We start from the raw sequence: 15,287 nt of genomic DNA on the forward strand, positions 1-15,287 counted from the left end.
CCTGCTATCTTCGTATAAGATGATTAATATTTCCCAGCACACTTTCTTCCACAGGTTATGATAATCAAAGTACATATAAAATGGCTCGTTTTAGCGATATTAACATTAACGGTAGGTTGTTCCCTGCTTCCAGACAAAAAATACAGCGATTGGAGAGTGAAAGGAGGAACCAATGAAAACATGCGTTATTCGTCACTTCGACATATCGATACTGTAAACGTTCGTCAGCTTCAAGTGGCCTGGACATATTATTCCGAAAAGAAGGACAGTACGAAATATGGTCCTATGCAGTGTAACCCAATTGTGGTCAACAATGTACTTTATGGTGTTAGTCCGAGGATGAAACTGTTTGCGGTGGACGCTGCTACAGGTAGGGAGATCTGGGCCTTCGATCCTGCAGATTCCATTACAAACAGAAAATGGTACCGGAAAAGCGTAAATATGAACAGAGGGGTGGCCTATTGGGAAGACGATGAGCAGAAGGATGACAAGCGAATTATATTTACTGTAGGCCCCATCGCTTTCGCGTTGAATGCAGTTACCGGTAAACTAATTCCGTCTTTCGGTGAGGCCGGTGGCGTAGATCTTCGAAAGGGACTGGACCGTGATGAGAATGAGGTATCAATTTCGCCGACATCTCCTGCTGCCATTTATAAAAATCTGTTCATCCTGAGTGGAATGGGAGGTGATTTTACACCCGGGCATATCCGGGCATTTGATGTGCGGACGGGAAAACAACGATGGATCTTCCATACTATCCCTTATCCGGGGGAACCCGGTTATGAAACATGGGAAAACAAAGATGCCTACAAATATCAAGGCTCCACTAATGCCTGGTCGGGATTTAGCCTCGATGAGAAAAGAGGGATTGTATTTGCGCCCACCGGTAATCCCACGATGGACTTCTACGGCGGTCAACGGCGAGGAGCGGGATTATATGGCAATTGCCTCATCGCATTGGATGCGGCAACGGGCAAACGTATCTGGCATTTTCAGACCGTTCATCATGACGTATGGGACTACGATCTACCTACGCCACCAGCGCTGGTGACGGTGGAACGCGATGGTAAAAAGATAGACGCCGTAGCACAAACCACTAAAACAGGTTATATTTTCGTGTTCGATCGGGAAACGGGTAAACCACTGTTTCCCATCGAAGAACGTCCCGTACCCACTAATACATCGTTGACTGGCGAAAAGCTGTGGCCCACACAACCATTTCCGGTAAAGCCAGTACCATTTGCGAGACAAGGATTTACTGCCGAAGAGTTAAATGATCTGGTACCAGATTCCTCTTATCAGGATATCAAAAAACGATTGTCAGGATATCATTACGGACAGCGGTTTACGCCACCGTCCAAAGAGGGAACGATCGTTTTCCCGGGTTATGATGGTGGCGGTGAATGGGGAGGCCCCACTGTAGACCCGGAGACGAATATCCTGTACGTGAATGCGAACGAAATGGCATGGGTACTGACAATGGTAGATGCCACACCTGATGTAAAAAAAGATAAGACCAAATTGCAGGCGGGTGTGCTGCTTTACAACCGCTATTGTATGGGATGCCATGGGCCAGAGCGCCAGGGCGGAGGTGATTATCCCTCCATCATTGGCGTAGAGAAGAAGTATACACATGACAAATTTACGGAGTTGCTGTCTACAGGCCGGCGCATGATGCCAGGATTTAATAACCTCTGCAAAGAGGAAAAAGATGCTTTGGCAGCCTTTATTTTGAATTTGCCCGGGGAGCAGGCCCAAAAATATGTGGGACCGATGAAAGAAGATGCACCTTATTCTGGGTCGCCGTATTCATTTACAGGATACAACAAGTTTCTGACAAAAGAAAAATACCCAGCTATTCAGCCACCATGGGGGACGCTCAGCGCTATTAACCTGAATACTGGTGAATACGAATGGAAAATACCTTTTGGTGAATTTGAGGAGTTGAAGGCGCAAGGTATTCCTACTACCGGCAGGGAGAATTATGGTGGATCTGTTGTTACGGCAGGCGGGTTGCTTTTCATCGCGGCATCTGAAGATGGCTATTTCCGGGCCTATAATAAACGTAGTGGGCAGCTCCTTTGGCAAACGAAGCTGCCTGCTCCCGGATTGGCGACACCTGCAGTATATGCCGTAAATGGCAAACAATATATAGTGATTGCCTGTGGCGGCTCAAAATGGGGAGGAAAATCGAGTGATGCCTATGTGGCTTATGCCTTACCCTAAACACCACGCTGTAGTTGGCGTGAAGGATGTTTTTACTGCCGGACCTCATGGCTACTTCTTCTCCGGATGTTGTAGTGCAATTGCAGGAAAGGGACGCCCGGGTTTGAGTGCCGGCCTTATTCTTCAGTATACAATCACTCAGCGTAATAGGGACGGTGTTCCGACATTAAAACAGCATTCAGGATACTGACTGGTATCCATGTATGATAAATGACCAGTAATCCAGCAATGATATGAAAAGTACGTTAAGAAGCCAGGCATGGTTTGGGCGGCAAGGTAAAGACGGATTTATCTACAGGGCCTGGATGAAAAGCCAGGGTATCCCTGACGATGCGTTCAGAGGCAAGCCAGTGATCGGTATCTGTAACACATGGTCGGAGCTTACGCCTTGCAATGCACATTTTCGCGATCTGGCAGCATCGGTAAAGAAAGGTATTCTCGAAGCGGGAGGGCTTCCCCTCGAGTTCCCGGTGATGTCACTTGGAGAAACATTGATCAGACCAACCGCGATGCTTTACAGAAATCTTCTAAGTATGGAAGTGGAAGAGTCTATCAGAGCGAATCCTTTAGATGGAGTGGTATTAATGTGTGGATGCGACAAGACGACGCCGGCACTGGTGATGGGGGCCTGCAGTGTAAATATTCCTGCGATTGTTTTATCCGGAGGCAGTATGCTGACGGGGAAGTATCAAGGACGTAATATAGGCACTAGTGATCTGTGGCGTTTTTCAGAGAATTTTAGGTCTGGCGCTATGACGGAGGGAGAGCTCGCCATTGCTGAAGCCGGAATGTGCCGGAGCATAGGCCACTGCGCGGTGATGGGGACTGCCTCTTCTATGGCTTGTATGGTGGAATCGCTGGGCCTTTCACTTCCCGGTAATGCTGCCATACCCGCAGCAGACACAGCAAGGAAGGTATTAGCACAGATGACCGGCCGCCGCGTTGTCCAAATGGTAAATGAAGATGTGAAACCTTCAGATATCCTTGTAAAAGCGGCTTTGGAAAATGCTATCCGGGTAAATGCGGCTATTGGTGGTTCCACCAATTTTGTATTGCACTTATTGGCAATTGCAGGAAGGATAGGTGTACCGCTGACGATAGATGAATTCGACCACCTATCCGCGCAAGTCCCCCTCATCGCCAACCTGCAGCCCTCAGGAAGTTATTTTATGGAGGATCTTTATTATGCAGGCGGGCTGCCAGCCTTGATGAATGAAATGCTGGATTACCTAGATGGCTCGTGTATGACAGTAAATGGGAAGTCCATCCGGGATAATGTAAAAAATGCTGTCAATCATAATTCTGAGGTGATCGCCAATGTTGAAAGCCCATTTTCCAAACAGTCTGGTTTGGTGGTGTTAAAAGGCAATCTTTGCGAAGAAGGGGCAATATTAAAACCTTCAGCCGCCTCCCCACACCTGACACAACATACCGGGAGAGCAGTCGCATTTGAGAATATCGAAGACTATAAACTACGGATAGATGATCCGAGACTTGATGTGGATGAAACGTGTATACTGGTACTGAAAAATGTAGGGCCTAAAGGCTATCCCGGAATGCCGGAAGTCGGTAATATAGGCTTGCCCAAAAAACTACTAGAAAAAGGTATTACAGATATGATACGCATTTCTGATGGCCGGATGAGCGGTACCGGTTTCGGTACGGTCGTATTGCATGTATCTCCTGAAGCCGCTGCCGGAGGAGTTATTAGTTTAGTGAAAGATGGTGATATGATCCGCCTGGATGTGACCGGTCGAAGGTTAGACCTACTTGTGGACGAAAAGGAACTCTCGAAACGGCGAACAGCGTTGATCCCACCTATAAACCCTTTCGAAAGAGGATACAGGCAGTTGTTTGTTGAACATGTGGAGCAGGCACACCTCGGTGTTGACTTTGACTTTCTGAAAGGTTCATCCGGTAGTGCTATACCTGCTGATTCACACTAAAAGAACAATTTATTGTATACTTATCACCTAATAACCTATTCACCTAAAAAATTGTATAAAGCATGAAACGCATCTTTTTATTACTGACTGCCCTGGTTGTTTCAACGCTTTTGCTTTTGTATAGCGGAGCGATGGTCGGCTGTACTCTACTACCTGAAATAAAGGGCGACCGGTATGACTGGAAAATGGGTGTTGCCTTGTATTCCTTTAATCGTCACCCGGTGGAAAAATCAGTGGAGATGGTCCGGGCGTGCGAAGTGAAGTACGTAGAAGGTTTTTCTTTTTACCAGCTTGGTCCGGGGTTTAATAACAATACCATGGCTCATCTTGATGCAGCTGGGATCAGCCGTTTGAAAACGCTGATGGAGCAGCAGGGAATAATCATGACGTCTATGTATGCTGACGGAAAGGACGAAAAAGAGTGGCAGCGGATGTTCGAAATTGCTGCTGCACTACACCTTAAATTTATTACTTGTGAACCCCGAAGGGAGCACTGGGATATGTTAGACAGGCTAGCAGGAAGATATAAAATAAAAATAGCGATACATGAGCATGCCAAAGGAGCCAGCCCCTACTGGCATCCGGATTCTGTATTGGCAGCCATAAAAGAGCATAAAAACTTCGGCGCCTGTGCAGACCTTGGCCATTGGGTTCGCAGTGGTCTTGATCCCGCTGAATGTTTGAACAAACTGAAAGGACATATATTAGGTATTCATCTAAAAGATGTTGACGAAAAAGGGAGTACAAGGGCGCACGATGTCGTCCCTGGTAGGGGAGTAATAGATTTTGCAGCGGTGATCAAGGAATTGAAAAGACAAAAGTTTGCCGGTTATGTGTATGTGGAATGTGAGCATAACTGGGAAAACAACGTACCTGATGTAAAGGCCGCCATTGAACACTTTAATAACGTAAGCAACAATGATAAATGATATCCGGCGGCCGGTTTAACCTATAAATAATTGAATGAATAAAACGAAAACCAATCCAGCAGGTCCAAGCGCCGTTCAAATTATTACAATGAATTAGTGCCGTTTGGCTTTCTCCAGCATTGTATCGATCTACTCAACAGTGAGCTGTTCTCCGTAGTTATAAGCCAGGATCTGCTGGGTGGCAAAACAGAGGTTAACGTAATAGCTGAAGCCAGCGAAGAAAGGACAACTTTCAGGAAGAACAGCCCTTTACGGACACAAAGGAGGTCATCCATAGCGGATATCGTAAAAGTGATATTTGATTCCATAAATTATGCGAGTTTGGCCAGTAGTGTATACCGGCACCGTTTGAAATTGCGGCGTCCTATAAATAGGAAAACCAGTGATAAAATAGAAGAAGCTGCCAGTAGCCACCACTGGCTATAGTCCTTCATGGGTATAGTCCATGTCAGGCCCAATCGAAGTAACGTAATATAGGGCAAAGCGCACACATATGTTGATAGCGAAAACATCTTGCTGATCTTGATATGCAGCATAGTAGAACTCAGCAACCCTATCCAGCAAATAGGATAGTTACAGAAAAATAAAACAGCAAAAACGGCGTGTCCTGCCGTCCTTTCATAGCATACCTCGAGGAATGTATAGGTAAAATCAAACTTAACAAGCGAGAAAAAATCTTTCTTATCTAGTAAATTCGGAATGACTGTACAATTGTCGAACCGCTTTTTGCACGATTTGAAAACTTTGGCTATGTTATAAGAACTGTGCGATTTATCCTTTTTGTATCAGGTGTTTGAGCTGCTCAAAAGCCATACTAAATTATATTTTATATTCAAATCCTCCAATTACTCTAATTTAGCAATACTTCTGAATCAGAATTTTACTGTAAGCATTTATACATAATTGGTAGAGGATGTCGAGTAGATAAAAAATGAGATCGAGAAAGCAATGGATCTTAAGGAAGATCCGAGAATTATAAAATTGCTGATAATAGCTGTACAATCAATAAAGATAATTTCGAAAAATGCAGAATGCTGCGTTAGTAATAACACCAGAATTGATTATCACTAAGGTCACTGATGTATTACATCCGTACGGAACAGCATTATCAATTAATGTCATATACTTTCCGTAAGCCATAAAGATTTCAACAAGCTTTGAGACGAATATAATTTGCAGCTGGAGAGGTTATTGGCTAAGAGGACTATTAATTTAAAGTACGACCATTTAGAACCTCGCCGGTGCTTTTAATACACAATCTTTATTGACGCATCATTCCTACAATTAACCTAATATATTAGGCCTCAAAATAGATTTATATTATTAATTATAAACCTAATTGTTAGAGATATATGAATATTGTTAACTGTGGATTGATACAACTTTCATTAATTAGAATAAGAAATACAAATTTAAAGGTTCCGAAATTAGCTTTTTGTATTATTATAATATTTCTAATATTGGCTAGTAAAATTATTTATCTAAGAAGTGTTACTTAAAAGATTTTTGGCTTATGTTACACAAACCATATATTCTTAATTTGAACGATTCGTTAGACTGGTTTGAGGAATATTTCAATCAATATAATTGGCATTCGGAAAGTTTTATTGTTTGTGGAATGCGTTCATTTAGGAGTAGAATATCCCATGAAGGAATTGGCGGATCATATTTAATCGAGTTAACTAAAGGATTATCCATTCTTTATGTTAACGCAAGCGATAATAACCATTGGCACACAAAAATAATCTCTAATCCTGGTGAATTTTACACACTAAACTTTTCAAAAATCGACTACCTTAGTTACAAAAATCATGCTAATGAACAGGTTAGATTACTGAACAGGGGCGTCACACTAGCCGACATATCACTACTCGACGAATACTATGCAACTGATAGTCATGCTGAGTTTGTTAGAATAATTATGGATAAATCTTTTGCTAAAGAATTAGCCAAAGACCTGCTGGGTTCAAGGTTTAAAGAACTGTTATTTGATACTGCTAAGAATAGTATTTTCCTTCAGTATGATTTAGATGACCAAAATCACGCAGCAATTAATGAGTTAGGTACCATACCGATGGAAGACCCTTCATTTGGCTTACATCTGGCAAGCATTGGATACCGTTTGTTAGCGAATTTTCAGCAAGTAGTAAGGCTTCGAAAAAAAGTATTCATTCGAAAAATTGAAAAGCAGGACATTTCTGCGATGGATAAAGCAGTTGCATTTTTGCATGAACATATTGATGAAAAGTTTCCAGGTATACACAAGTTAAGTTCAATTTCATTAATGTCGCCATCTAAATTTAAAAGCTTGTTTGTTAAAATACATGGAATATCTCCACAAAGATACTTTATATTAAAAAGAATGGAATTTGCACGACAACTAATTGTAAAAAATAGATATACAATTGCTCAAGTAGTAACAGAACTTGGATACGTAAATCCCAGTTCTTTTACCAGGCAATTTAAAAAACAGTTTGGTGTTATACCAAAAGAGTACAGAGCAATATCCTTTTAAATAAAAAAAACTCCATATAAAACAATCCCCCTAAAAAGGGGGACTTAAACATCAGAAGATATGGTTGCTGTCACACACTAAAAAATATTTACAGACTGATAAGCATTATTATTAAAAAATAACAAGAAGGCATTTACAGTTCACAAATATCTTCTAAAAATAATCTTGAATTACATCGTAAATAGTAATTAAATAACCTTAAAGGACTAATTACAACCTGGCGTCTGATGTAATACTTCCTTTTTTGCACATCATAATTAACGTGTTCGATATTGGGTAAAGGGGTAAGAAGCCATGGTCCATTTTTTGAAGATTTTCCAACGAACAGGTATTCAGATTTCAATACTGCTTCATCGGTATCCACATTGATGCTTCACCAAAAGTGGTTAGCTTATTAATGTAGAAGAATTGATTTTCTTTTAATATTACAAGAGGTATACATAGATTAACATGCTGGATATTTTCCTTTAATTGATCATAATTACCGTCCAGTAATTTTTCAATTATATTCAGTATGGTAGCAGGAGGATTGACGAGCTCAATACAAAATATGCGATGATACTTCTCTCTATTTCCGATGGTCTTCTAATATAATTGAATGAAAAAAATCATAAAAAATATGTAGGAGGGCCTTGGACGAAGTATATTAATGACGATGTCCCATAGGTCATTTTACAAAATATACTCTTCAATTGCAGAATTCAAAATTCCGCATCAAAGCGAATATTAGGTTAAAGCTATGTACGTGGACAAGACCAGTAGTGTGTATGTGTGTAGTATTGAGATATGTAATGAATATTGACTGATGCTGCCAAATTTTAAGATCAGAGATAAACATAATAAGGTTTTCAATGTCAAGGTCTCCGAAGCAGATGTAAAATCTGTCAGGATAATAGTACTTTAGTAAAGCCAATTGTTTTTTTTATATATCTTTCCTAAGATCCGTATAAGCCAAAATCCTCTCGGCAAATGTGGATAACATTCAACAATATAGCTTATAAGGTGGTTTTTATGTCTATAATGACTACTTATCAAGGTAGAATGCATTTACTTTTATATTGTGAAATGAGATAAAAAATTTGAAAATAAATAAACAATATTAAAGGGCTTTTAAGTTATTTCTGTAGCGGGATTATGGGTTTCTTTTTTTCCATTTAAACTAACGAGGGCAATGCTAACATTGCCCCCTCTTATTTCCAACTTAAATTGGACAATATTTATGCAACTGAGTGTAATTGCTCTGGTTATCTTATTTCCACAGGATATTCTATTTCTACCGCTTAAGTTGTTTTTCGAAACTTGCCTTCAATCTATACTTTTAAAAAACAGGTTCAGGATCATGCCGAATTTCTAATGGACATGGTCCTTTATAGCTTATAAAATTATTCTTTAGGCTTATAGAACTAATAATTTCGGTACAAGAACTATACCTTCAAGTAATAGCTTGCGAAAAGAAAATGATGCTCAAATTTAAGGTCAAAAAATTTTCTAATAAAAGCAGGTAATGATTATTACACGAATCTTCAATTGGCTCAGCTCTGATTTTGGTTCTCAATTTGATTAGAATAACGAAGGCGAGGATCCCCTCGCTTTCTAATTTTAGTATTTATCTTCGCAATAACTATGTACATTCAAGTTAACCTACATTTGACAGTCTAAAATGTCTGCTTTATTTCTCCTAGTATTTCTTCTAATGGTTCTTATAAGATATTGATACTTTTTTGTCTTTTAGGGTCATATTTAGACCTTTTCTGGTAAGCTCTTCTAACCGAAAGATTCTAGTTTTGTAATGTTTGTTATTAACACAGATTTATCAAACTTATGAGTATTCAAAATCTTAAAAAGAACCAAAATGACGTTTAATCAATTAGCTAACATTAAAAACATTAGAATTTTACTTTCTGGTATTTCTTTAGTTTTGTTCTGTTTTGGAGAATCCATTGGACAAAATTTGCCAAAGAAAAAAAAAGCAGCATATACATCGGAAATCAGCATTGGATATGGATATGGTGATATAAATCTTACATGGCTAAATTTTGCTACAGTGCTTGGAAGCTTTGGAGGACAAAGTTATTCAAATATTGGAGTAGCCCATATTTCTTACATGCAAGAGATAAATAGAACATTTGATATCGGTGGAACCCTTGCTTACAGTTCCGGTAGGATAAATGAGATTAGCAAAGGAAAAGAACAGAAGATAGCTAGTGTTAATCATTTCACGGCACTTATAAATGGTAGAATATGTTACCTGAGTAAGACAGCACTAAAATTGTACTCTGGCATTGGTATAGGCGCACAACTTACCTCTGAAAAATCCACAATACAAAATTTACGAAAGCAAAATGATGTGAGAGTATCGTTTCATATAACTGGTATTGGGGTCAAATTTGGTAAAAAAATTGGTGGCTTTACAGAGGTTGGCTTTGGAGATAAAGGTATTATTTCAGCAGGGACCTACTGGCGTTTTTAGAAAAGTATGTATGTTTTATCAAATAATCAGTAATAATTAAATATACAATATGAATACCAATATCTTTTTTTCGGTCCTAATACTTGTTGCTATTGTGTTTACCTCTTGTAACAAAAAAGCAGAATTGGTAGATACTAAAATAAATAGGTATCAGAAAATCGACTTCCGTCAAATTTATACAGTCAAAAAAGAGAATAAAAAAATTAATGTGCTCGTTAGATTCGTTGATTGTAGATTGACGGAAGACAAGGTAAATTCTCCCTTTAAATTGCACACAAATATTAAGATTAATAATGAAAAACCCAATAATAGTCGTGAGAGTGATGTAGGCGAACCTTACTTAAACTATGAAGAAAAAGTGAAAACATTTGATCTAGATACAAAATCAATAAACATTTCATATACAGATTTTAAAGGCAATACGATTGAAAATAAAGTTGAACCACATCTGCTACCTGAATTATCAGTTAAAAGAAAGTACATACGAGATAATAAGCTAAATATTGAACTAAATGATGCAATGGGGGATGTCTATTATAAGTTGTTCCATAATACAAGAGGGTCTTTTCCAATCCAGCTATTCGAAGGAAACACGAATGACAACATAATAAAAGATATTCCAATTTCTATCCTAAAAGGAGAAAAATGCTTTGTTGCTTTGCAAAGAAAGATTAAATGGAATATTATAAATAAAAACATCTCAAATACAGAGATCGAAGGAGTTCTTATAGCATCGGAAACCATCAAATTGGATGACCTAATTTAAATAATCGTATTTAAAAAATGCATGACACTATCTTAAGAACTGTGTAAATAGAACCGGGGTTTACTATACCGTTTTTTTTTAAATATACGCAGTATAACAAACACAGCAGAATTTCTTGTAAGGTGATTTTTAAAGCAATTTAAGACTGCGAAGCAGTTAAATGACTCCCTGGCTAAATACAGAAGAGAGGGATTGAAAAAGATGTTAAAAGGTGAGACGGATGCTTATTTAGGTCCTAAATTTACAATGTTTACACGTTAAAAAATTTAAAATACTAATTAGCCCTCCTTACTTTAATTTTTATCAGAATGGCCTATATATACAGTCACATAACCTTAACCTCTTGCCATTTTAACGACAGAAATATTAATTATTTCCTTCTATTGTATCTATTGATTGATTATTTTCTAATGCTTACTCTTAAATTCATTCATACATTATCGAATAACATATAGGGTTATTTTTTTAGCCAAACTGACTAATCATTTAGTATAGGATGATGTTATTTTGTATTCAGAAAGATTAAAATTAATATTTTAAAGATAGTTTTATGAAAAAAATTAATGTTCAAATGATATTAATAGCCGCTATCAGTATAATAGCTTTATTAAGTAACGGCTGCCGTAAAAAGGAAATGCAAGAAGTTAATCCTGCTCAAAGTAATCAGCTCGCTGAGATAAAAAAGGATAGTATTTCAATTGACGCAGGGCGCTTTACTGTCTATTCAAATGCAAAACGTTTACAAATAAGCGTAGAAAAAAAGAGTCTTGTGGATAAAATAAATTCCCAGAAAGGATCATTTTTAGCATCTACAAAACTGTGGAATTTTGAGACTCTTCCAGATTCACTACATATATCCTTAAAAGATAGTGCAGGAAAGATTTATAATGTATCTATTCCGGTAGATGATATAATCATAGGAAACATAGACCCAGTAAAGGTTAACTACACAGGGAAGACCAAAATACAAAATCCGTCAAATAAAAAATTCATTTATAAAGGTGCTTCCATTTTTTACAACGCCGACGTTTTTAAAACCTTCTCAAATTTAAGCTCATTCTACGCGTTGGATATAAATGGTGAGATAGAAATCGGAGGTCAACCATTGAAAAACTTTAAAACTGACGAACTGGAGAAGGCTGTGCTTTCAAGGCATTTCTATTTAACTACTACTCATTCATGTAAAAAATATATAGTAGAAGTAGGCTTCAACATTCTTTCCAATGATGAACTAAAAATAAAAGTGTTACCAGATAGTAACTAATTTTTATATAAAATTTCAGGTCTTATAAACATTAGTTTGCTATTAAACATCCTCTCTAATTGGTAAAATTTAAACTAGTATGCTGAAATAAGCCTGACTCATAATATACTCAAGGATGTAATCACAAAAAAAGTTTGGAGTCCTGCCGGCAAAGAGCGCTGACGGAGGAGATAGTAGCGGGTTATGAGTTACCCGCTAGCAGGGCCCGCAAACTTAGGCGAATAGCCAGATCGCAATATTACTATTACAGCGTGAAGGATGATACTGATCTAATAGAAGCACTTTAGGCATTAGCAGAAAATCATCCAAGCCATGGCTTGCGGAAGCTATTTGCCTATTTAAGGCGCTCAGGCGACTCCTGGAACCATAAAAAGGTGTATAGCGTTTATCGTCAACTAAATATGAATAAGCGTAGAAAGGTGAAAAGGCGCTTGCCACAGCGAATGAAACAACCGTTGCATCGACCACTTCAAATTAATGAAAGTTGGTCTATTTACTTCAGGAGTGACACGCTTGTAAATGGCAGGAAATTCAGAACACTTAATATTACGGACGATTGCAATCGGAAGGCACTGGCTATCGAAATAGACACTTCCCTTTCTGCTAAAAGAGTAATAAGGACCCTGATTGCGTGATTAGCTGGTGCGGTGAACCCAAGGCTATCCGGGTTTATAATGTACTTAAATACACCTTTAAGGATTTTGAATGGTGGGAATACTTTTTGAAAGATTACGACCATCCCTCGTTGTAGCAGTTGTAGAGAAACAGGACTTTGGCGTTACATTCTGCAGGCCAACGCTGCTTTTCCGCGCTAATTATTCGCAGGGAGTATCCATGTCACACTGTCCTTTGCATAGCGAGGCACCTGTTCCTAATTTCATAAAAACGGCGGTTTCGAAATGTGAGTAAAAATTATAATCACAATTAAAAATGGTGAGTGGAATTATGAGAAAGATGGTTTAAAAATTGGATATCCTGTCTGCTTTAGAAGCTCTTTCTTTTTCAAATTCTCCTATTCTTAGTAATGATCAGCAATAACTCTATTTTAAAAATCCAATTTTTTATTTTTTTACCATGACGAGTTTGTCGCTACCCGCTTGTATTTTTTGTATATTTAATTAAATAGAGAAAACCCTAGGTAGTTATTCTTATTTAAAAATCAGTCAATAGATAAATGTTATATTCTGTATGTGCGCAGTATAGAATAAATATGAAAATATTGATTTTGAACCTCTATGCCGATCGTATATGGCAAAAAATAAACCATTAAAAATTAATTGCTGTTGTAAGAAAGCAATATAATACCCCAAATAAACATTTTAAAATATGCCACAAATAAGAACCTATACAGTTGACCCTGCGAAACGTCGCATTCTCACAATTAGAAACATGGAAGAGTTGGGAATAACAGATGAATTAATTCAGGATTTTTTGGATAAAAAAATACCTGAATTAAAAAGGGTTAAAGTCGATGAAAAAGGAAAACCTATTCTGGATAGTAAAAATCAACAAATTCCGTTATGGCCTGTAGGAGTATCTATAAACGATAAAAAATTCGGGAACTTTCCCGACCCAAACGCTGCACAACGGGGATGGATGGCTTTTTTTGAAATTGGAGCCCCCTTGTTTGAAGAAAGGTCAAATATCATTCAACCAATTGCGGATATCATATCTACCAGAACCTATGAAAACAGATCGGCTGAAATACGCCAGTTTTCTGACACTATTGAATTTACTGTAGGAAATACCATCAATTGGACTTTATCAGGGACGGGCAGCGAGAATTTTGGGGGTAAAATTGCAGGAGAATTGCAAGGACAAATATCTAAAACTATAGAGACGATTTTAATGGAAAGTTTGTCTAATAGTTTAGCAAAATATGATAGCAATACCAACACGCAAACCCATCATGCACATAATCATAAAGACGATATAGGTACCGAAAATGTATCTTCTGTTGCGAATCAATCAGCCACAACACAAACAACTAGTTTTACTTTCACCAATTCAAGTAGGCTAAGTTTCACAGGGACAGGTACTGCTATTGGTCGTGGAGAGTTATATGCAGAACTGGGTCTTTCTTTAACGGGTACGATTTCCGGTACAGTAACAACATCATGGAAATCAAATTCTAATGTTTCAGGAAATATTCCTGCCAATTCCCGTGTTGAGACCTTAGCAACCCAAAGACGTCAGGTAAAACAATTTACTTACGAAGTACCCATTACGTTTGATGGCTTCATTGCATTGAATTATGACGATTTAGTAATTCCTATTGCGGATGCGAATGGACCGCTCCCGGCTACCGCTCCTCCTGCTAAAGTAATTCCTGCTAGTATATCTTTCTTAGAGCTTGTAGAGAAAAACAAATTATACAGGCCAAAAGGAATAGCAGAAACAGTATCAGCGCTGGATGTAAACCATACTATTTTCGATACCAAGCCACTTAATAGAGATCAAAATCAAAAATTTGGAACTGAGCGGCCTCATAATCTATAAAAGAAATTAACTTATTTAAAACCAATAATATGGCATTTCAAGATATATTCAATTTTGCCCGCAGTCTGTCTGCAGGAGGAAGCAAAGCAGAAGGGGAAATTTCTGGATTCATACCAAAAGAAGAAAATGAATCAATCAGCATTCCTCCTCACGATCCGTTTAAACCTGATGTACCGGTTCGACAAGATCCGAAAATTGTGAGAGAAACGTCGCCACAGTCCAATATTGTATTCGAGTTCATAAAATCGGTGACATCTGATGTCAAACAATCCAGTGATCAAGTAGAGCAATCAATGAATAATCCTTCATCAGTAACCGATCCAGCTGCAGGAACTATGGGGAAAGCCAGAGAAACTTCTGATAAGGTTAAGGATGATACTCCTGCTTCTCATACATCAATTACTCCTCCACCTAAACCTAGGAATGAGAAACCAGATGGATGGAATGATAAACCCAAGGCAAAAGATCCTAATGATAAATAGGCCAAAGATGAGCCTATGATCAGGTGTCTTTATCAAACTATTGATAAGTCCCAAAAATCACATACAGATTATAGGCTAGCATACTTAATTAAACCAAAGCAAAAATGTTTTTGCTTTGGTTTTTTGCTTTATAGATTTTCATTTTCAATCCAGTCTGTTTGTAACAATAGTAAATTTGCAACTCCAATTA

At 38.1% G+C, this 15,287-nt stretch carries 10 protein-coding genes; all 10 read left to right on the forward strand.

What is annotated here, in order from left to right:
* Window positions 1-156: 156 nt before the first annotated feature.
* The 10 genes from KTO58_RS14270 (at window position 157) to KTO58_RS14315 (ending at window position 15,097) form a co-directional block, all read left to right on the forward strand.
* Window positions 157-2,226: an outer membrane protein assembly factor BamB family protein gene (locus KTO58_RS14270; protein WP_198315241.1), complete on the forward strand. Its 2,070-nt coding sequence runs from the start codon at window positions 157-159 to the stop codon at window positions 2,224-2,226.
* Window positions 2,227-2,459: 233 nt separating this feature from the next.
* A complete protein-coding gene (locus KTO58_RS14275) occupies window positions 2,460-4,172 on the forward strand; it encodes an IlvD/Edd family dehydratase (RefSeq protein ID WP_095838718.1) in 1,713 nt (570 codons plus the stop codon).
* Window positions 4,173-4,234: 62 nt separating this feature from the next.
* A complete protein-coding gene (locus tag KTO58_RS14280; protein ID WP_095838717.1) occupies window positions 4,235-5,101 on the forward strand; it encodes a sugar phosphate isomerase/epimerase family protein in 867 nt (288 codons plus the stop codon).
* A gap of 96 nt (window positions 5,102-5,197) precedes the next feature.
* Window positions 5,198-5,527 (forward strand): hypothetical protein, encoded by a 330-nt coding sequence (locus tag KTO58_RS14285; protein WP_095838716.1) that lies wholly within the window; start codon window positions 5,198-5,200, stop codon window positions 5,525-5,527.
* 1,087 nt (window positions 5,528-6,614) lie between these two features.
* Window positions 6,615-7,616, forward strand: coding sequence for a helix-turn-helix domain-containing protein (locus KTO58_RS14290; protein WP_095838715.1), 1,002 nt, complete (start codon window positions 6,615-6,617; stop codon window positions 7,614-7,616).
* Window positions 7,617-9,468: 1,852 nt separating this feature from the next.
* Complete coding sequence (locus KTO58_RS14295; protein ID WP_095838713.1) at window positions 9,469-10,086, forward strand: hypothetical protein; 618 nt, start codon at window positions 9,469-9,471, stop codon at window positions 10,084-10,086.
* Window positions 10,087-10,135: 49 nt separating this feature from the next.
* Complete coding sequence (locus KTO58_RS14300; protein WP_095838712.1) at window positions 10,136-10,852, forward strand: hypothetical protein; 717 nt, start codon at window positions 10,136-10,138, stop codon at window positions 10,850-10,852.
* A gap of 550 nt (window positions 10,853-11,402) precedes the next feature.
* Window positions 11,403-12,116, forward strand: a complete 714-nt coding sequence (locus KTO58_RS14305) for a hypothetical protein (protein ID WP_095838711.1) — start codon at window positions 11,403-11,405, stop codon at window positions 12,114-12,116.
* A gap of 1,326 nt (window positions 12,117-13,442) precedes the next feature.
* Window positions 13,443-14,615: a hypothetical protein gene (locus KTO58_RS14310; RefSeq protein WP_095838709.1), complete on the forward strand. Its 1,173-nt coding sequence runs from the start codon at window positions 13,443-13,445 to the stop codon at window positions 14,613-14,615.
* Window positions 14,616-14,644: 29 nt separating this feature from the next.
* Complete coding sequence (locus KTO58_RS14315) at window positions 14,645-15,097, forward strand: hypothetical protein (RefSeq protein WP_095838708.1); 453 nt, start codon at window positions 14,645-14,647, stop codon at window positions 15,095-15,097.
* Window positions 15,098-15,287 lie beyond the last annotated feature (190 nt).

Source organism: Chitinophaga pendula, assembly GCF_020386615.1.
In the GTDB taxonomy this organism is placed as follows: Bacteria; Bacteroidota; Bacteroidia; order Chitinophagales; family Chitinophagaceae; genus Chitinophaga; species Chitinophaga pendula.